The sequence below is a fragment of the Pararhodospirillum oryzae genome (genome assembly GCF_007992075.1).
Classification (GTDB): Bacteria; Pseudomonadota; Alphaproteobacteria; order Rhodospirillales; family Rhodospirillaceae; genus Pararhodospirillum; species Pararhodospirillum oryzae.
This window is the reverse complement of record NZ_BJZO01000070.1, coordinates 1-20,273: the sequence shown is the minus strand read 5'-3', so window position 1 is coordinate 20,273 and position 20,273 is coordinate 1. Positions and strand designations below refer to the sequence as shown.

Genomic DNA, 20,273 nt, shown 5'->3' with positions numbered 1-20,273 from the left:
TTTCGGCTGAAAATGCTCTAGCAAGGTCCATGGTGCCAGCCGGCGTTGTCGAGCAGGAGCACGACGGTCTTGTCCGGCCCGGCGCCGCTCTCGCGGGCGAAGGGATCCAGGATGCCCTGGAAGACGTTGACCGAGTTGGCGACCCACCATTCGGCGGCGCCCTTGGCGGGATGGACGGAAGGCGTAGAGATGGAGCCATTTGTAACGGTGCGTGCCGACGGCAAGGGGACGGTGGCCACGCTTGGCCCAAACCCGCCGGTGCATCCGTGTTATACTCAGGCCACCTTGGGAATCCCGCCTGTCGAGTTGGATTAAACGTCGGGCGGCATCAGGCCGCGCTCTCGGCCGCGAGTGCTTTGACAGCCGAGCGGATATCTTCTTCCGTATGGGCGCTGCTCAGGAAAAACCGCAGCCTTGCCTTGTTTTCGGGGACGGCGGGGAAACCGATGGGCAACGCCAGCACCCCTTTTTTCAGCAAGGCCCGGGAAAGCCGGGCGGCTTTCTCCGACTCGCCGACCATGATCGGCACGATGGCGGACTCCGGGCTGGCCACGCCCACGTCCAACCCGGCCGTGCGGGCCAGCGTATGAAAAAGCAGTGCGCGGGCATGCAAGACGGCGACCCGCTGGGGTTGTTCCTCCAGGATCTGGAGCGCGGCCAGGGCCGCCGCCGCCAGGGGGGGGGCCAGGCCGACGCTGAACACGAACCCCGGCGCGGTATGGCGAAGATAGCTCACCATGTCCTGGCTGCCCGCGATGTACCCGCCACAGCTCGCAAAGGTCTTCGAAAGCGTTCCCATCCACAGATCAACCGAGCGGGGGGGCACGCCGGCGTATTGCGAAAGCCCCTTGCCCGTCGCCCCGATCACGCCCATGGAATGGGCCTCGTCCACCATGAGAAGGGCTTGGTGGCGCTGCTTGATTTCGACCAGGGCCGGCAGGTCGGGAATGTCGCCGTCCATGCTGTAGACGCCTTCCACGACAATCAGCGCGTGCCTGGCCTGGGCCCGACGACGCTGAAGGATGCTCTCCAACGCCTGTGGATTGTTGTGCGGAAAGGGGATCACCGTGGCGCCCGACAGTCTGGCGCCTTGCTGCACGCTGGCATGGATCAGGGAATCGTAAAGGATCAGATCGCCCGCCCCCATCAGATGGCCGATCACATCCTCGTTGGTCCCATAGCCGCCCACGAACGCCAAGGCGGCATCGACCCCGATCCAGCGCGCCAGGGCCGATTCAAGCGCGGCGTGAACGGGCCGCTCCCCGGAGACCAGGCGCGAGGCCGAGACCGACGTTCCATCCGTCTCGATGGCCGCCTTCGCCGCCGCCCCGACGCGTTCGTCTCCGGATAAGTCCAGGTAGTTGTAACTGCAGAAATTGATAGCTTTAACCCCGTCAATCAGGGCGTGACGGGTGTTGACGCCTTCAAAACTCCGGTAAAAAAGATCGCCGACCCCTTCTTCCCCCGTTGTTTCCAATTTCTTTCGGTACCCGGCATACTCCGGTGGAAACTCGAAGGCCGATTCCAGGGTGGTCGAGTCCTTTTCCCTTTTCTTGTCCTTTTCCCTCAGCATCCTTTCAAGCAGCCGCCGTTTTTCCTCGGCGCTGAGGTTGGAGAACAGTCCTGCCTTCTCGCTCAACACCTTATTCCCCCACCGACAGTTGTTGAAGAAGCGCGTCCACCTCGTCGTCGCTCAACTCCGCGACATTGACCGTGCCGGCTTGCGGAACAACGGCCTGCGGATCAACCGGGGGAAGTGGGGTTCTTTCCTGTTCGTTCGCGTGACCCGTGGCCCCTTCCTGACGAAGGGTCGAAATCAGCAAGGCGGCACTCACGTCCGGTCGAAGAAGCGCCATGCGATTGAACCGATGCCCCGTCGAATTCTCCAACGCGAGACTCAATTCAACCGACATGAGGGAGTCGAAGCCCAGTTCAGGCAGCGGCTTCTTCACGTCAACCGCTTCCGGCTTCATTCCAAGGACGCTTGCGATATCCCGGATCACGGCCCGTTCCAGCGCATCTTCCCCCGACGCCGGGGACTCTGCCCCGGGCCTCGACGCCGCGAACGACCCCTCTTCGGCTCCGGCGGAGGCTTTGGCTTCCAGCCGGGAAATCAGAAGGTGGAAGCGCGGCGTGGCGGCAATCACCCGGGCGAACCGACTGAGTTTTTTCCAGTCGGCGACCATCGAGCCCAGGTACCCGAGGTCATCGCGCAAACCAACCCCCACGCTCGCCCATGCCTTGTCGGGTGACAGCGGATAGACGCCCTGGCGCAGAAGGATTTCCATGATCTCCCGGTCGCGGGCAACCGTCCCGATTTGCGCGATCATCCCCCAGCCGATCGCGAGACCGGGCTTGCCGGCGGCCCGGCGCATGGCCATGAGGGCCTCAAGGTACGCGTTGGCCCCCGCGTAGTTCGCCTGATCCCGGTTCCCCACCAAGGCCGAGATCGACGAATAACATAGAAAAAAATCAAGGGGTTGATTGGCGCAAAGGTGATGCAGATTCCAGGCCCCGTCGATCTTCGGCGCGAGAACAGCCCGGATGTCGTCAAGCGACAGCGCCCGCAAGGGCCGGTCGCGCAGCACCAGGGCGCCATGCACAACGCCGCGCAGCACGGGCAGATCCCGCCCGAACCGATCGAAAAGATCCGCAAGAGCCTTCCGGTCGGTGACATCGCACGCAAGGGCCTGGACGGCGACGCCCATGGCCTTCAAGGCCGCCAGCCCGGGCACCGCCTCGGGGGTAGCCTCTCCGCGTCGGCTGATCAGCACCAGGTGGCGGGCGCCGCACTCGGCCAGCCACCGCGCCGTTGCCAGGCCAAACCCGGTCAGGCCTCCGGTGACAAGATAGGAGGCGTCGGGCGCCACATCGAAGGGCCGGTTGGTCGGGACCACGGGAAGCCACGCGTCGCGATGGGTGATGATCAACTTGCCGATATGGGCTCCCTTGCGAAGGCTATGCAGGCTTTCAGACAGACGCTCGATGGAGATCAACCGATGGGGAACCGGCCGCAACAGCCCGGATGCGAACATCCCCGTCAGCTCGCGCAACAGATCCCGCACATACCCCTGATGGCCAAGGGCAATGGTCTTCAGGTCGAAACTCGCAACCGTGAGACCCCTGGCGAAGGCCCTGAAGGAAAGGGTGGCGTCGTAATGGACGTTCGCCACATCCACCAACCGCCCGGTAACCGGCCTCAGGACCTGAAGATTGTGTTCAATAAAAGCCGCCGGCAAGGTGTTGAGGACCACATCAACCCCCACGCCGCCGGTGTGATCCATCACCGCCTCCGCAAAGGCGGGGCTGCGGGAATCTCCCACGAATTCAACGCCACGGGCCGTCAGATAGGCGCGCTTTTCGGGCGTGCCCGCAGTCGCCAGCACCCGTGCCCCCAGGGCGCGCGCGACCTCGATGGCGGCCAGCCCGAACCCGCTGGCCCCCGTGTGGACAAGCACGGTTTGCCCCCTCCGGACGGCGGCCAGCCGCTTGAGCGCGTGGTAGGCCGAAAGGAACACCACGGGTATGCCGGCGGCTTCCTCAAGGCTCACGGTGTCGGGTTTGCGCGCCACCACGTCGACGGGAACATTGACCACGGCATTCATGCCGTGCCGGACAAACCCGAACACCGCGTCGCCCGGGGAAAAATCCACGACGCCAGGCCCCACCGACACGATGATGCCCGACGCCTCAAGGCCAAGGTCATCTTCCTTTCCTTCAATAAAGCCGGAAAGAAGCGCGAAATCCTTGAAGTTGATTCCCGATGCATGAATTCTTAGCTGAACTTCTCCGGGGCCCGGATCGGCAAGGATGCCCTCGTGGAACACCAGATCCTCGGGAGCGGGCCGCGAGGATTTTCGCAGTTCGTACCGGGCTTCCAAAGCCTCGGTCGAGCGAAGCGGCTGCCAGGCGTGAACGCGGCTGACATAGCGCCGATCCTGGCGCAAGACGACTTCCGCTTCCGGGCTGCCCGAGAGAACCTCGCGCGCCAGGGCCGCCACCTCGTCGGCCTCGGGGCTTGGGCCAAGGTCGATGAGATGGGTGTCCATCTCCTCGCATTCGTTGATCACCGAGCGGGCGAACCCCTTGAGCACCGCCCCGATCAGGTTGCACGCCGACGCCGCGGGCCCCATCGGCACCGCCCCGGTGGTGACGATCCACAGCGTGAGGCGGACGTGTCGGCCCACCTCCGCCAGGGCGAGCACGTTGGCTTGCAAATCAGCGCACCGGTGCGCGGCCTCCTGCGACGGCACTTGTTCCGGACCGGCTCCGCTCGACGGATCCCGGGGGGGCAGAAGCACCACGATCGGGGGGGCCGCCAGATCCCCGGCCTCTCCCAGCCGCTCCAGGGCATGCTCCCGGCAATGGGGCAAAAGAGCGAGGACCCGCCCGCCGGCAGCGCGCACCGCCAGGGCGACCCGGTCGCGCAACACGCCGTCTTCCCCCACCAGCAAGACGGGACGCGAAGAGAAAGCCGCCCCATCCCGGGCCGGCGTGAGGGCTCCCGTCCCCCCGTCCAGGCGGCCGGGATCGACGGGCGCGCGGGCCAGGATCACGCCATGACTGCCCGCGCCCTCCTCTGCGTCATCGACAATCGCGCGGGGGGTCTCGAATCCGGAGCGCGCCAGAACATCCAGCCAGCCCGCGACCGGAAGCGTCGCATGCGCCGGCCGAAGCGTGGTATCGGAGAACGCCCACCAGCCGGGTAACAGTCCGAACACCAGATCGAACCACACCGGAGGGGTGGTCAGTTCCACGGCGGCCACGACCCCGCCCGGCCGGAGCAAATGGCGGACATGGGTCAAGGTGGCGCGCAGATCGGCCGTCGCGTGCAAGACGTTGGAGGCCAAAATCAGATCAAAGCGCCCGGGCGCGAAGCCTTGCTCCGCCGGATTGACGTCGATATCCAGTTTCTCGAACCGCAAGAACGGATAGGCGCGAAAGCGATGCCTGGCCTGGGAAAGAAAACGCTCCGAGACGTCGGTGAACGTATAACGCGTGCGTTCGGGCGGCAGAAGTGGAAGAAGATGGGCGGTCAATCCTCCCGTGCCCGCGCCAAGCTCCAAGACGCGCACCACCTCGCCTTCAGGCAGGTGGGAGACGATTTCCCGAACCAGGTCGGCGACAACGCGGTTATAGGGCCGAATGGTCGGCCCGTCGGAATAAAGCTGCTCCGCGATCGGGCAATCCTTGGGGAACAAGGCAAAAAGCGGCTCGTCCTCGCCGATCAGGAACCGTGACAGCCCGGCGCCGCACCGCTGCACCAAAACCAGCTCGGCGTGGCACGAAGGGAAGGCCCGCGCCAGCCGCTGCCACTGCTCTTGCGCCGATCCGTTCGCGGGAAGGGCGACAACCCGCCATCCCCCCTCGTCCGCGCGCAAGACCCCGGAGTGTTCCAGCGCGCCCAGCATGCGGGCCACGAACCGCCGATGGCGCGTCGTGATGCCCAGCGGTTCCATCATCGCGTCGACGCTGAGACTTTGCCCGACCGCCCAGGTCCATCCCAACGCGGCCAGCCCCTCGACAACGTAGTCAAGGGCCAGGGCATCCAGCCGGGGGGTCAGGGCATCAATGGCGCGGTCGCGCGTCCGGGCACCGTGCCGGGCCCGCACCCGGTCCACCACGGCGTCGAAGGGGAAAAGAGGCGCCCGGGTCGCCCCGCTCTCGTCGTCCCCCGGCAAGGGGATGGCGACCCAGGTGTCGCGATACAAAAAGGGATCGTCGGCCGCTCCCGTGCGATCCACGCTGTCGAACCGTTGGCAGGTCAACCCCTCGACCGTGGCCACCACGTCCCCGTCTTGCGTCGCAACGATGACGTTGGCCTTCAGACGCGACGAGGTTCGCTCGGTCAGCGTCACGCACGCCCAGGCGATGGGGGCGCCGGCCTTGAAGACCGTGGCCCGCTCCATGCCGACGGGAAGGAAGGTTCCCTCGTCGGGCAGGCCGGCCAGGAGTTGAAACGCCGAATCCAGCACGGCTGGATGAATAAGATACGCGGCGCGCTCGTCCTCGCAGGAGAATCGGGAGCCAAAGCGCCCCAGCACGGTGTCCGTGCCAACCCAGACCGCCTTGATGTTTCGAAAGGCGGGGCCATACCCAAGATCGGTGCGATCAAAACGGCCATAGAACGCGAAGGCGTCTTCCTGGATCGGCAGGTGGGATTGAAGACGGTCCACCTCCATCCGTTCGGGGGGCGGGCGATCCGCCTCGCCTTGCACGATTCCGCTGGCATGCCGCATCCAGTGCGCGTCTTCGGCTTTCCCGGTCAGACTGTGGATTTCGAACCGTCCGTCCTCGCCCAGGGTCACCTGGATGCGACAGGCGTTCGTCTCGGCCAGAACCAGGGGGGCGTCGATCCTGACCCCCTCCAGGGTCACGGGCAACCTTCCGGCCCGCGTTTCCCACCCGGCGGCGAAGGCGACTTCAAGATACCCGGCGGCCGGGAAAACCACCGAGCCCTGAACCCGGTGATCCTCCAGAAAGGCCGGGCGCCCGGGCGCGATTTCCCCCCGCCAGGCCGGATGCGGGGCGGTCAGCCGGTCCCCCAGCAGCGGATGGGCAAGGGGGCCGTCGTTCGTTGCCCGTCCCGTCCGGTCGCGACGCGAGGCCGCCGATTCCATCCAGTAAGGCGCCCGTTGCCACGGATAGGTGGGCAGCGCGACCCGTTGGGCGGGGCGCCGGGCCAGCCGCTCGAACGGCAGGTCGTAGCCCCGGCAATGCAACTGGCCAACCGCCGACCAGAACGCAAGACCTCCTTCTTGATGGCGACGCTGCGACGCAATGACGCTCCCGGTTTTACCGGCTGCGCTCACGCACTCGGTGATGGACGGGCCCAGAACCGGATGCGCCCCCAGTTCGACGAACAGGGAACAGCCGCAGGCGATCAGGGTGTCCATGGCCTTGCAAAAGCGCACCGGCTCGCGGATGTTGCGCACCCAATAGTCGGGGGTCAGCCCCGCGCCATCCATCACTGCGCCTGTTACGGTCGAAACAAGGGGGATTTGCGTTTTTCTTGGTGCAATCCCTTGAAGCTGCTGGCGAAATTCCGGACCGATTTCGTCCATGACCGGGGAGTGGTAGGGCAGTTCGACCGCGAGGCTTCGCGCGAAAATCTGTCGGGCCTCGAAAAGATCGTGCAACCGACGCAGATCCTCGACCGGACCCGACAGTGTCACGCTGCCGGGGCTGTTGATCGCCGCCACGGCGACCGCGTCCCCCCCTTCCTTCAAAAACGCGGCCACGGCCTCCTCGGAAAGACCCACCGCCAGCATCCCCCCCCGCCCGGCCAGCCGGGACTGGAGACGGGCGCGGTGAAAGCAGATGGTGACGGCGTCGGGCAAGGACAAAGCCCCCGCGATGTGAGAGGCCGCCACCTCGCCGATGCTGTGCCCGACCACGAAGTCCGGGCGCACCCCCAGCGCCTCCCACAAGGTGGCCAGTCCGATTTGCACCGCGAAAATCGCGCGCTGGGCCATCTGGGTCTGATTGATCGGCGAACCCTGTTCGTCCATCGAAAACAGATCGGCGAGCGAAACATCATCCGCCAGCGCCGCAAACAACGCGTCGATCTCGGCGATCTTGGCGGCGAAGACCGGCTCGCGCGCCATCAGGTCGCGCCCCATGCCCCACCACTGCTGCCCCATGCCCGAGCAGACGAAGGCCAGCGGACCCTGGGCGCTTGCCGTTCCGACCATCACCCCCGGCCCCTGCACCCCCTCGGCGAACGCCTCCAGAAGAGTCCCGGCCTCGTCACGGTCCTGGGCCACCACCAGCAGCCGCTCGGCCAGGTGAGCCCGCCCCAGGGCCAGGGCCCCGCACAGGGCGTCGAAGGATTCCGACGCGGGCGCTTGCAGGTAACGCGCAAGGTTTGCCGCGCTCTCGACAAGGGCTTCCCGACTGCGGGCCGAAAGACACACAAGACGGGGCCCGTGGTCGGGAGCCGTCGGCGCGGGCCCGGCGACGTCCGGGGCGCGTCCGACGATGACATGGGCGTTGGTGCCGCCAAACCCGAAGGAATTGACCCCCGCGAACCGCCGTCCCCCTTCTCCGGCCGGCCAGGGCTCAGGTGCCGTCGGCACCCGCAGCCGCAACGCTTGAAACGCGATCGCCGGGTTCGGTGTTTCGAAATGAAGGTTGGCGGGGATGCGGCCGTTGTGCTGCATCAGCGCGACCTTGATCAACCCCGCGACTCCCGCCGCCGACTCCGCGTGCCCGAAATTGCTTTTAACCGAGCCCACCACGCAAGGAAGTCGCCCGGGCTGGTCCGCCGTCAGCACCGCCCCCAGGGCGCCGGCTTCGATCGGATCGCCCACCGGCGTGCCCGTGCCGTGCGCCTCGACATAGGTAAGGTCGGCCCCCGAAAGGGCGGCGGCGGCCAATGCCTCCTTCATCACGATTTCCTGGGCAAGACCATGGGGCACGGTGATGCCCGGGCTGTGCCCATCCTGATTCACCGCGCTGCCCGCGATGACCGCGTAAACGGCGTCACCGTCTTCTTGCGCCTTGCGCAGCGGCTTGAGCACGACAACCCCCGCGCCTTCCGCGCGCGCGTACCCATTGGCCCGGGCATCAAACGACTTGCTATGCCCATCGGGCGCCAGCATCGAGGCGTTGGACAAGGCCATGGCCATGTCGGGCGCGAGCTGAAGGTTGACCCCCCCGGCAACCGCCAGATCGGCCTCGCCGGCCTGCAAGGCCCGGCAGGCCAGATGGGTTGCGACAAGCGACGAAGAGCAAGCCGTGTCGATCACCATGGACGGACCCATGAAATCGAATACATACGACAGGCGGTTCGCGGCAATCGTCGTGGACATGCCGGTGGCGGAATGGACCGAGTGCAGATCACGCTCGGTCGTTCGCATGTGAATGTTTTCGTAATCGTGGGTGAAAAGGCCGATGTAGACGCCGACCTTGTGTCTGGCCAGGTGTGTTATGGGAATACAGGCATCCTCGAAGGCTTCCCATGTGACCTCCAGCAACAACCGCTGCTGAGGATCCATGTAGGCGGCTTCGCGCGGTGATATTCCGAAGAATTGCGAATCGAACCCTTCCACATTCTCCAGGAACCCACCCCTTTTTGTATAAATTTTCCCGGGTTTTCCGCGCGCGGGATCATAATGACGATCCAGGTTCCAGCGGGTTTCCGGCACCTCTCGCGTGCCATCCTGGCCGCGCAGGAGAAAGTCCCAGAACGTTGCGGGTGACACAATTCCGCCCGGAAAGCGACAGCCTATTCCGACAATCGCGATCGGCTCGTAGCCCCTAAGGGAAGATTTCGTCTGCACCATTTATGACCCGTGGACCTCAGTTACAGAGTAAAAACCTCGGCCAGGAGGGATAGGTCAGGCGGCAGGACAGCGCGCTTCACGAGGAAAAGCCGCACACCTTGCCTGGAACCACTTTCGGACGGAGCGATTGATGTTTTTTATTTATTGTAAGGATTTGAAAGGCTGAAACCAAAGTTCAGATTTCACCCCCAGTTTGGTCGGGCACAGGAAAAATAACCGCCATGTGAATCCCTGACCAGCCTTGTTTTACGCCAACACCCCATGACACTCAATATTACCCCTCTTTTTTTAGAAACACCACTTTATCTTTCTTTCCCTGTAAATTCGGCGAACCTCTTGCCATCCATTCTTTTTGTTACAGCTCAACAAGTGACCTACCCATTTTTACAACCCTTACAATGAACACCCGTTCGTCCCCGACAATCAACATCGGGGGGTGACGAAACCCTGGCCGCCTTCCTTCCTTCCTTCCTTCGACGCGCCTTGCGACGCCTCGTCCGTCACTGGACTTTCGAGGCGGGATCTCAACTGAACAAGGTCACGGGATCGACCTTGAGCAAGCGACGCAAGGCGAGGAAGGCGGAGGCCAGCGCCATGCCGGCTGTCATCAACAAAACCATGAGAAGAATTCTTGGAGAAAGGTACATTCCAAGATGGGTTGCTTCCTCGGTCACGGAAAATATCCAGATCGAAAGCAACAGGCCGACGATATAAGAAACAAGGACAACGATTCCGGAGATTTGTATCACCACCCAAGCAAAAAAAGTGGTGGAATATCCAAGGGACTTCAAAACAGCATATTCGGGGATATTTGTTTTGATAACCTGAAAAACGGCCTGGTAGACGAAGAGGATGCCAATCGCCAATCCAACCACAAGGCCAAGATCGATGATCCGGCCAATGGGTGTTTCCCGTGCCCAGAACAGTTTTTCGGTTTCGATCAATTGTTCCTTGGTCAGAACCATGGCCTTCTTGCCCACAAGGTCGGCAATCGCATCGCGGGCTACAAGGGGATCAATGCCTGGTTTTAGTTTAACGCTGATAATCGCCACTTGACTGAGAGGGCTGCCCGGCGCAATAGCGTAATTGTTGGTCGAGGTGATCAAGGCGCCGTCGTAAAGAATATTGGGTCCTAGAGAGAAAAATCCCCCGATGACGACTTCACGACGCAGTTGCTCGGCATTAAGCGGACCCAAAATACGAAGTCCGTCGGGCTCTCCCGGGGTGTTTGCCAGGTCTCCGTAGCGTGGACGCGATTGGATATCGTAAAGGTAGTGTCGATCGTGCGTGATTTCCTGCATCTGATCCGCGAGACCGGGAAGATCCAAGGCCGGATACACCGGATCGATGCCGTAGACCAAAATTTGTTGCGCCGATCCATCCTTCAGACTGATCAGAGGCATGTTGCCGTAATAAAAGGGCATGGCCTTTTCGACCCCGGGATAGCGTTCGGCCACTTCCAACATATCCCGATCAACCGTCGTGAAGGTCTGGATGGACCGGAAGGTCGGTTCGACAACCGCGATTTCGCCGACAAGGTTCTTGTGGATGCGAACGCCGGACCCATAGACCGCGTCTTGCATGCCCAACTGCACGAAAAGCACGATCATGCTCATCGTGACGCCCACCAGCGCCAAAATCGTATTCGTGAGCTGACGATAGAGCTGCTGCGTTCCGACCTTCAGACGCAAGGAGAGAATAAGGTCTCTCATGGCGTGATCCTGACGGTGGTTTCATAGCCAATAATGGGCGGCAAGCTGGCAAGGTCGTTGACCTCGACCTCGACTTCCACCATGTGGGCGTCGCTGGGCGCGGCGGCTTCGGGATCGGGCCGGTTCTGGCGGTTGACGACATTCGCGATCCGGGTGACATGGCCGGGTAAGGGGGTGGTTGACCCCCTCAGCATGGTGAACGCCTCGTTCCCCACCCGGACCCGGGCCGCGTCGACCTCGGGAACGTCGGCGATCACCCGCAGGCTCTGCAAATCCGCGATGCGGGCGATGCCGGTTCCGGCCACCGCGCCGCCATCGTGCGCGAAGACCTTGAGCACGACGGCGTCGAACGGCGCGCGGACGAGTGTCGTTTCCAGTTCCGCCTTGGCCTGGGCAAGCTGGGCCTCGGCCCGGTCGCGTTCCACGGCCGCGATGGCCCGGTCGGTGCGCAGTTGTTCGCGCATGGCGACGAGCTGGTGGCGCGCCATCTCCAGATTGGCTTGCGCTTCGGCATGCTCCTGGACGCGCAGCTCCTCGGCCGCGGCCGCCATGGCGTCGGTTTGGCGAAGCTGGTTGGCCCGATGCGCCTGGGAGGCGGTCTGGCGTTGCTTGGCCACGGCGGCATCAATTTCCGCCTCCTTGGCCTGCACTTCGTGATCCCGGGCGGGGCCCTGGACCGCCTTCAGTTTTTCCTCGGCCAGGCGCAGTTCCTGTTCGGCAACCCGCACCACGGCCGAGGCAAGATCCTGATTGCTCAGCGTGGCGACGACCTGATCCTTCTTCAAGGCCTCGCCTTCGACCACGCTCACGCGGGCCACCATGGGCGTGGCCGTGGTGGTGGAGGCATAAAGGGTGGTCATGCGGATGGGCACGTCAATGCGCCCGCGCGCCACGATGGCACTGCCCCCCACCTGGGCGTCCGCCCCCCCGGGGGGAGGCGTCTCGGCCCAAAGGGGGCCGCCCCAGGCCATCGACACCGCTAGTCCCAAGACCGCGACAAACACGGCTGGCGTGCCGTGGATCACGCTCCCCTGGAAAAGAAACGAGACACCTCGCGACATGGGATCCCCCCCCCTTCATCGGCGACTAAAAAACACGCTAAATCAAAAAATTAGGGTGCGTTCACGGATCGCTTCCGACTGGAATGCACTTTTTAGGAAGGCATGGGTGAAAAACCCGTATTACGCGTTGAGTCCACGGAAAGCGAAAAAGGGCCGCATCATTCACACCGCGACACGGCCAAGACGGCGTTAAGGCCCCCGAAGGCAAAGTTATCCGATAGTGCGGCCCGAAGCGGCCGGGGGCGGGCGTGATGGGGCGTGTAGTCCAGGTCGCACTCCGGGGTGGGGGTGCCGAAATTGGCGGTGGGCGGCACCACGTCGTTTTGCACGGCCATGACCGTGGCGATGAGTTCCAGGGCCCCGGCGGCGCCCATCGCATGCCCGATCATCGACTTGGTCGACGAGACCGAAAGCGCCCCGGCATGGGGTCCAAAAACCTTGTGCAGCGCCTGGGTTTCGACTTCGTCGTTGCTGCGCGTTCCGCTGCCGTGGGCGTTGACATAGTCGATATCCTCGGGGGCCAGTCCGCCGTCCTCCAGGGCAGCCAGGATGGCCCCCGAAGTCCCTTCGACCGAGGGGCGGGTGATGTCGCCGGCATCGGCCGTCATTCCGAAGCCCCGCACCTCGGCCAGCCCGCGCGCGCCCCGCGCCCGGGCACTCTCGGCCGCTTCCAGGACCAGGATCCCCGCGCCTTCGCCCAGCACGAGTCCCCGCCGTTCGGCGCAAAACGGCCGGCAGAGGTCGGGGGAAAGAACGCGCAAGGCTTCCCAACCTTTCAGGAAGGTCAGGGGCGAGCAGATATCGGCGCCCCCGGTCACGGCAACGTCGATCACCCCGGCGCGCACCAACCAGAACGCCACCCCGATGGCGTGGTTGGACGAGGCACACGCGGAACTGACGCAAAACGTGGGCCCGGTAAACCCGAATTCCATGCCGACGGTGCTTACCGGGGAACTCATCATAGCGCGCGGAAGGCCCATCGGGTCGACTCCGATCGCCCGGTCCTCGGCCATCGCGGTCCAAAAGAGGCGGTTGCCCTGGTCCTCGGTGGTTTTTCCCCCCACCGTGCTGCCGATTACCACCCCCACGCGATGGCCCTTCACCGGCGCTTGCGACAGTCCGGCCTGGGCACAGGCCTGACGGGCGGCCAGGATGGCTATTTGGGCGAAGGGGTCGAGCCACATCAGGCGCCGGGGCTCGAAATGCTGGGCGGGGTCGTAGGGCACGAGAGGAGCGAAGGTCTTCACGCCCTTGATGAAGCGGCCCTCGGGATGCTCCAGCGGCCGGATGGCGCAGCGCCCGGAAACGACCGCGTGCCAGAACGAGTCCGTGTCGTTCCCCAGGGGCGAAAGGCATCCCATGCCCGTAATCAGGACTTTGCGCGCCATGATCCGATGCTCACTGCCCAAGGGCGGAACGGTCAATCATGCCGCGCACCATCTTTAACAGTTCGCGGATTTGTCGGGAATCGAGATGAATCGCTCCGTTCCCGGCATCGCATTGTGGCAAGATGAACTGAAACTTGAATTCCCGCTCAAGAGCAAAAACTATGTTTATAATATCAATTGATTGAAGGCCAAGTTCGCCAAATGTGGAATCCAGATTGACCTTGTCGAGGTCCATGGGAACCCCTCTGGCAATTGCAAGTCGCACGCGTTGTTCAAACGCCGCGTCATCATCCAGCGTCATTTCTGACATTTTGCGGTATTTCCTACGGTTTGGTACTCGGCCTGGGTCCTTGAACGGGGACCGACTCACAAAGGTCACTCTTATACGGTAAATGCTGCGCCACAACTTGGAAATGGAAGATTTCTCATGGTGCATACCCTGTTTTCACGGACTCGGCCCCCGGGAGCCTGTCCTTGCCGGGCGAGCCCCTGTCTATTTGGCGCGTCTCGCCGCTGATTTACCCGTTTTAGTCTATCTCGGGGCAATGTGTCCGGGGGTTCGCCGCAAGGCCTCGTCTCCCCAGGTCGCCGGAAGGAGTTGAAGAAACTTCAAGGAGAGGAGCAACAGCCAGGGGAAAACGACGCGCGGCCTGCCCTTGGCGGCGGCGGTCAGAATCCGGCGAGCCGCCGTCTCGGCGTCGATCATGAAGGGCTTGGCGCTGATCACCTGATCGCTCATGGGGCTGCGCACGAAGCCGGGGCTGGCGACGGTGAGGCGAAGGCCCCGGGAGCGCAGGGTTGCGCGCAGGCCTTCCGCCCAGATGGTCAGGCCGGCCTTGGCCCCGCAGTACGCGGGCGACTGGGGCATGCCCCGCAGCGCGGAAAGGGAGCTGACCACCACGAGATGCCCGGCGTGGCGCGGGGTCATCGCTTCGACGGCGGGCAAGACCACGTGCATGGCGCCCAGAAGGTTCACACGAACCACCTCCAAGGCCTCGTCGGCGGTTTCGTCCCGGCCGTCGGCCTTGCGGCCGCCGGTGATGCCCGCGCAGGCGATCACAAGATCAAGCGGGCGTCGGGCGTCCGCGGCCTTGATCCAGTCCGCCGCCTGGTGCGCGTCGCGCACGTCGAACAGATCGGTGTCGACCGTGGCGCCGGCCCCCCGGCACGCCTCGGCCACGGCTTGCAGGCGCGCGGTGTCTCGTCCGGCCAGGTTCAGGTGAACGCCAGGGGCGGCCAGGGCGCGAGCCAGGGCGGCCCCGATCCCACTGCTGGCCCCCGTCACCCCAACCGATATGAACCGCCGCCAGGAGGGATCCCGGCTGGTCGCCTTGCTGTTTATCATCAGCGTCATCCTTTGAATTTTTCCATATATACTCTTCTCGGCTGCGGATGGTACATATCCATCCCGCGCGATCAAAGCGCAGAAGGGCCCACGATGGACCACGGTAGGCCGGAGGGAGGGGGCATGCTAGGGACACTAGCCCTCGCGTGGGGCGGGACAGCCATTGGCGTTCGCTTGGTCGCGGCTTTGTTGCCCCCAAGGGCCCGCCCGGTTCCGGCCCCGTCGCGCGAACCCGCTTCCTTCGTGATTCCCCTCATGGGCAAGGGGGACGCATCGTCCGGGTTCTTCCACTCGCTTCGCCTTCAGCTTCGCCCCGGCGATCAGGTGCTGATCTGCTGCGAGCACGCCGACGACGAAGCCGTTCCCGCCGCCCGGGCATTCATTGATTCCCTCGGTGTGTGCGACGGCACGGTGCTGATCGGGGGCGAGACCCCGACCGGCAACCCGAAGCTCAACAACATGGCCAAGGGGTTACGGGCCGCCAACCGGCCCTTGCTCGTCTTGATGGATGGCGGCCTGGATCTCCCCGCCGACATCGTGGGGCAAGCCGTTGCGTTGCTGAGCGCTCGCGTGGGCTTGGTGTCGGTCGGCAAGGCCGGCGTCTTGCCCGTGGGGGCGGCGGCCGACCTGGAATGCGCCTTCCTGAACGGCTATCAACTGCTGTGGATCGAATTTCTTGACCGGCTGCACGCCACCTGTGGCCTGGGGGGCGTTCAGGTGTTGCGCGCCTCGACCTACCAGGCGATGGGGGGGCTTGACGCCCTGGCCGCGACGTTCGCCGAGGACCACGCCGCCGCCGTGGCCGTGGCCCGCCTGGGACTGGCGACGCGGGTGATGCAAGGCGGGGTGCCCCAGCCCCTTGGGCGGCGCGCCCTGCGCGAGGTTTGGGGCCGCCAACTCCGCTGGGCGGGCTGTCGACGGCGCATGCTTCCCGGCGTTCTGGTCCTTGAGGGACTGGCCGGCATGGGCCCCGCCCTGGCCTGCGTGGGGCTGGGACTGGCCGCGTCCCCGGGCGTGGGGGGCGGTCTCGCGGGAGTGGCGGTTCTTATGCTGGGGGCGGCGTGGGTGGGCGCCGAAACGGTTTGGCTGAAGCGCCGATCAAGGGGAGAAGGCGCGCCTCGCGAGGCACTGTTCATGATCGCCCGCGAGATCCTGATCCCCTTCCTGGTTGCGACGGCTTGGGTGGAACGAGAGGTTCTCTGGCGGGGACGGATCATGCGCTTCCTCAAGGCAGCGGCCTCTTCCGAGGTGGGGGGACGATGATGGCGACGGGCGATGTCGTGGTGCTGCGGGTCGACGCGGCCGCCGCCCAGCGCCGTCCTCTTCTGGACGCGGTCGAGGCGTTTTGTCGACAGGTGGGGGGGGACGATCGGATCCTGGGACAGGTTCTCGTGGTCGTCGACGAGGTGTTTACAAATATCATCTCTTATGCCCACGACCAAAACGAAGGGCATGGGGTCGATGTTGAAATGACCGAAATCATGCCCGGAAAAATCTCGATCCGGATCAGTGACGACGGGCGAGCGTTCAATCCGATTGATCGGCCGGCGGTCGATACCGGTCTGGCTTTGGAGGACCGGAAAGTGGGCGGGCTGGGGATTCATTTCTTGAAGACCTTCATGGATTCCTACGCATACGAACGGCATGGAAACACCAACCACCTGACCGTGACGAAACAGCTTTGGGTCCCCGCGGACCGAGACAAGGAGGGAGCGGTGTAAATGAAGGTTACTGCAACACAAGAAGGATCGGTGACCATCGTGGCCATCGAAGGCAAGATCGATACCGATACCTGTGATGATGTCGAGGCTGCTCTGCTTGCCCACATCAACAAAGGGGCCAAAAGACTGGTGATCGATCTTGCCGACGTGACCTATGTGTCGAGCGCGGGATTGAGAGCCGTTCTTATCGTGGGCAAAAAAATCAAGTCACTACAAGGAAAAATGGCTTTTTGCACGCTCAGGCCGGTGATCTGGGACGTGTTCGAGGCCAGCGGCTTCACCTCGATTCTGACCGTGTGCGAAACCCGCGACGGCGCTCTTGCCTTCTGCCAGGGATGAGTGCCCGCCAATGTCCGAGGAGCCTCTTTCGGAAGACGCAGACGGCATAAAACGAGAAAAAGCCGTGGTGGTGGAAGCCCAGGCGCTCGACTATGCCTACGGGACGGGCCCGCAACGCCGCCAGGTGCTCAGCGACATCAACCTGGTGGTTCGCGAAGGCGATGTCGTCTTGCTGACCGGTCCCTCGGGGTCGGGCAAGACGACGCTTCTGACCTTGATCGGCACCTTGCGCCATATCCAGGAAGGCCAGTTGTCCCTTTTTGGCAAGGACGTGTCCAAGACCACCACCAAGGAATTGTTGCGCCTGCGCAACCGTGTTCGCTTCGTCTTCCAGCGCCACAATCTCCTGGGCTCCCTGAACGTCCTTCAAAACGTGATCAGCGGGATCATGGTCACGCCGCTTTCGGACCCCGAATGGGATGAACAGCGCGCGGTGGCGCTTCTGGACACCTTGGGACTGGGCGAGAAAGTCAAATCCTGGCCCGACCAGCTCTCGGGCGGACAGCAACAGCGGGTGGCGATCGCCCGGGCCCTGGTCAGCCTGCCCGACCTGATCCTGGCGGACGAACCGACGGCTTCCCTTGATCGGGAGTCGGGCCGCATTGCCCTGGAGCAGATGCGCGCCCTGGCCAACCGGATCAATTGCGCGGTCGTGATCAGTTCCCACGACGAGCGGATTTTTGATATCGCCACCCGACGCGTGCATATCGACGACGGTCATTTGCGGGAACTGGAGACGACGGGAACAAACCCATCATGAGTCGTGACCGGGTTGAAGCCTTGCAGGCAACGCCGCTGTTCGTCGGTCTTTCGGACGGTTTTCTCGGGCAATTGGCCGATGCGTGCCAGGCGATTGACGTGACCGCGGGAACCGTCTTGTTTCAACAAGGCGAAAGCGGCAAGGATGCCTATATCATTTTGTCCGGGGAAGCCAGGATCCTCCTGGAGACGCCGCTGGGGTCTTCTTGCATCGCCGTCGTCGGCCGGGGGCAGCTGCTGGGCGAAATGAGCGCGCTGGCCGATGTGTCACGCACCGCGACCGTGATCTCCGAGACCCCGATGGCGCTGCTGCGCATCCACCACGGCGACCTTCACCGGTTGATTTTGTCGTATCCGGATGCGGCCCTTTCAATTCTGCAGATCCTGGTGCACCGGCTGGACAACACAAACCGTCCGCTGGGATACCTTTTGCATGCGGCCAACGCCCTGGAACGGGCCGATCTCGACCCGGCCTTGCTGGATGCGATGATTGCCCAGGCCGGCGCCATCACCCCATTCGCGCAGGCCTTCGCCCGTGTCGTCCGCGCCCTGGTGGCGCGCCGCGAAAGTGTCCGCGAAATGGAATTGTCGGCACGCCTGCAACGCTCGATCCTGCCCGCCTCGATCCCGGAGCTGGCAGGCGTTGATTTCGGCGCCTTGATGGAGCCGGCCCGGGCCGTTGGGGGAGATTTTTACGATATTTTCTCGTTGGGCGAACGGCGGGCGGCGGTGGTGGTGGCCGACGTTTCGGGCAAGGGGGTGCCGGCGGCCTTCTTCATGGCGGTGACGCGCACCGCCATGCGCGCCCTCGCCCATTCCCGAGGGGAGAAGCCCAGCGACCTGGTGGCCAGCGTCAACGCCATGATTGCCGCCGAAAACACCGAATGCATGTTCGTCACCTTGTTTCTGGGGGTGATCGACGCGGTGGACGGGCGCTTCGAGTGGTGCAGTGCCGGTCACACGGATGGGCTCGCCGTGCTTGGCAGCGAAGTGGTTCGGCTGAAGCCCACCGGTCCGGCCATTGGAATCGATCCCGATGCCCGGTACACGACCAGGGAGGTCCGCCTTTCGCCCGGCGACAGCCTGTTCATCTACACCGACGGCGTGACCGAGGCGATGTCCCCCACGGAGGACCTGTTCGGCATCGACCCCTTGATCGCCCTGCTTCAGTCCTGGCGCGGGGGCGATCCCCGCGATGTCGTCAAAGCAGTCGAGCACGCGGTGGTGGCCTTCACGGACGGGCACCCCCAGGCCGACGACATCACCTGTCTGGCCCTTCGAAAGCTGTAGTCCGAAGTTTTAGGCCGACCGGGGCTGTGACGGAGGGGGTGTTTTGGTTGTTCTTTGTCCAGGACGCCGTGCGTAAAACCGGAGCCGGGCCCGGCGCTCCAACTCTTTTCTACGTTCGACTTATCCGAAAGGCGGTCGCCACTTTTCGGGTCTCACTCTAACGGTGCGAAACCATGACCATTACCCTTGTACCCGCGAATTCAGGCAAGGAACTGGACGATTTCATCGATTTGCCGGCGCGATTGTATTCGGGATTCCCAGAGTACACGCCGCCCTTGAGGATGGATCGGGAAAGCGTCCTTCGGCCCGACAAGGCATCGTTCTTCAAGCATGGCAGCGCGTGCTATTGGGTGGCCTACCGCGACGGACAAGCCGTCGGACGCATCTCCGCCCAAATCGACAAGGCGCAACCGAAGGGCGTGTTCGAGGATGCGGGTCTTTTCGGCTGCCTCGACGCCATCGACGATCCCGACGTCACCCGCCCGCTTTTCGAGGCGGCCGAAACCTGGCTTCGCGAGCAAGGGCGCGCGCGCGCCATCGGCCCCTTTTTGCTTTCCATCAATGGGGAACCGGGATTGCTGGTGGAGGGACGCAGCGAACCCCCGCTTCTCATGGTTCCGTGGCATCCCGCCTATCTGGAACAACACGTCCTGGCCAACGGTTACGCCCGGGCGCATGACCTGCATTACTGGCGCATGGAGGATCTGCCGGCCAGAATCGCAGCCTTTCGCAGCCGGCCGCGCTTCAGTGACCGGATCGCGACTCTGACGCTTCGAAAAATCGACATGAAAAATATTGCCCGCGACATCGAGATCATGCGTCAGATTTATAATGATGCCTGGAAGAAGAACTGGGGTTTCGTTCCTCTTGAAAAGGAAGACCTTGAAGCAATTAGCACGGAGTTAAAGCCATTTGTAAAATCTGAATTTGGGTTCATCGCAGAGCTAGAAGGAAGACCAGTCGCTGTTGCGATGTTCATTCCAAATCTTTATGAAATAACTAAAGATATTGGACCTGTCCCGTCATTCATTGGCTGGATGAAGCTGGGAATAAGAATGCTTTTTCGCCGATTCCAGACGGGTAATGTTATTTTATTTGGCTTATTGTCCGAATACCACCAGTCGATTGGTGGTGCTGTCTTGTCCCGGTCGCTGCTTGACGAGATGTTGCACCGCTTGTCGGAGTACAAGGAGCATACGGGATGGATGGAAGCCGGTTGGGTCCTGGAAGAGAATATCCCCATCCAGGGCATTCTCCAAGAATATGGTTTCAAGAAAAAAAGGACTCTGAGGCTATTCGATAAATCGATCTGATGAAAACGGACGGATCTGATGGCTAAAAATAGGATTTTCCTGGGTTTTGGGGGTGTAA

14 protein-coding genes are annotated in these 20,273 nt (G+C 63.3%); 6 read left to right on the top strand and 8 right to left on the bottom strand.

What is annotated here, in order from left to right; translation table 11 throughout:
• Positions 1 to 17: 17 nt before the first annotated feature.
• The 8 genes from ROR02_RS12310 to ROR02_RS12275 all read right to left on the bottom strand — a co-directional run bounded on the left by ROR02_RS12310 (position 18) and on the right by ROR02_RS12275 (position 14,793).
• A complete protein-coding gene (locus ROR02_RS12310; RefSeq protein WP_147164327.1) occupies positions 18 to 239 on the bottom strand; it encodes a hypothetical protein in 222 nt (73 codons plus the stop codon).
• 89 nt (positions 240 to 328) lie between these two features.
• Entirely contained in the window at positions 329 to 1,639 is a 1,311-nt protein-coding gene (locus ROR02_RS12305; protein WP_246135530.1) for an aminotransferase class I/II-fold pyridoxal phosphate-dependent enzyme, read from the bottom strand.
• Positions 1,640 to 1,643: 4 nt separating this feature from the next.
• Positions 1,644 to 9,287: a type I polyketide synthase gene (locus ROR02_RS12300; protein WP_147164326.1), complete on the bottom strand. Its 7,644-nt coding sequence runs from the start codon at positions 9,285 to 9,287 to the stop codon at positions 1,644 to 1,646.
• Positions 9,288 to 9,811: 524 nt separating this feature from the next.
• The gene (locus ROR02_RS12295) at positions 9,812 to 10,999 is read right to left on the bottom strand and encodes an FtsX-like permease family protein (RefSeq protein ID WP_147164325.1); all 1,188 of its coding nucleotides are present in this window, start codon (positions 10,997 to 10,999) and stop codon (positions 9,812 to 9,814) included.
• Positions 10,996 to 12,060 carry an HlyD family secretion protein gene (locus ROR02_RS12290; RefSeq protein WP_147164324.1) on the bottom strand — a complete coding sequence of 355 codons (1,065 nt, stop codon included), beginning with the start codon at positions 12,058 to 12,060 and terminating at the stop codon, positions 10,996 to 10,998. Before ROR02_RS12290 ends, ROR02_RS12295 begins: the two co-directional genes overlap by 4 nt.
• A 158-nt stretch (positions 12,061 to 12,218) precedes the next feature.
• Positions 12,219 to 13,448 carry a beta-ketoacyl-[acyl-carrier-protein] synthase family protein gene (locus ROR02_RS12285; RefSeq protein WP_147164323.1) on the bottom strand — a complete coding sequence of 410 codons (1,230 nt, stop codon included), beginning with the start codon at positions 13,446 to 13,448 and terminating at the stop codon, positions 12,219 to 12,221.
• Positions 13,449 to 13,458: 10 nt separating this feature from the next.
• Entirely contained in the window at positions 13,459 to 13,758 is a 300-nt protein-coding gene (locus ROR02_RS12280) for a phosphopantetheine-binding protein (RefSeq protein WP_170245102.1), read from the bottom strand.
• A 222-nt stretch (positions 13,759 to 13,980) separates the two neighbouring features.
• Positions 13,981 to 14,793 (bottom strand): SDR family NAD(P)-dependent oxidoreductase, encoded by an 813-nt coding sequence (locus tag ROR02_RS12275; RefSeq protein ID WP_170245101.1) that lies wholly within the window; start codon positions 14,791 to 14,793, stop codon positions 13,981 to 13,983.
• A gap of 123 nt (positions 14,794 to 14,916) precedes the next feature.
• Between ROR02_RS12275 and ROR02_RS12270 the strand changes: the two genes are divergently transcribed.
• The 6 genes from ROR02_RS12270 to ROR02_RS12245 all read left to right on the top strand — a co-directional run bounded on the left by ROR02_RS12270 (position 14,917) and on the right by ROR02_RS12245 (position 20,215).
• Positions 14,917 to 16,056 (top strand): glycosyltransferase, encoded by a 1,140-nt coding sequence (locus ROR02_RS12270; RefSeq protein ID WP_170245100.1) that lies wholly within the window; start codon positions 14,917 to 14,919, stop codon positions 16,054 to 16,056.
• The gene (locus ROR02_RS12265; RefSeq protein WP_147164319.1) at positions 16,053 to 16,514 is read left to right on the top strand and encodes an ATP-binding protein; all 462 of its coding nucleotides are present in this window, start codon (positions 16,053 to 16,055) and stop codon (positions 16,512 to 16,514) included. The genes ROR02_RS12270 and ROR02_RS12265 overlap by 4 nt, the downstream gene beginning before the upstream one ends.
• Entirely contained in the window at positions 16,515 to 16,853 is a 339-nt protein-coding gene (locus ROR02_RS12260; protein ID WP_147164318.1) for an STAS domain-containing protein, read from the top strand.
• A 10-nt stretch (positions 16,854 to 16,863) separates the two neighbouring features.
• The gene (locus tag ROR02_RS12255) at positions 16,864 to 17,613 is read left to right on the top strand and encodes an ABC transporter ATP-binding protein (RefSeq protein WP_147164317.1); all 750 of its coding nucleotides are present in this window, start codon (positions 16,864 to 16,866) and stop codon (positions 17,611 to 17,613) included.
• Complete coding sequence (locus tag ROR02_RS12250) at positions 17,610 to 18,902, top strand: PP2C family protein-serine/threonine phosphatase (RefSeq protein WP_147164316.1); 1,293 nt, start codon at positions 17,610 to 17,612, stop codon at positions 18,900 to 18,902. The genes ROR02_RS12255 and ROR02_RS12250 overlap by 4 nt, the downstream gene beginning before the upstream one ends.
• 173 nt (positions 18,903 to 19,075) lie before the next feature.
• On the top strand, positions 19,076 to 20,215 hold the full coding sequence (locus ROR02_RS12245) for a hypothetical protein (RefSeq protein ID WP_147164315.1): 1,140 nt from the start codon (positions 19,076 to 19,078) through the stop codon (positions 20,213 to 20,215).
• The last annotated feature ends 58 nt before the right edge of the window (positions 20,216 to 20,273 follow it).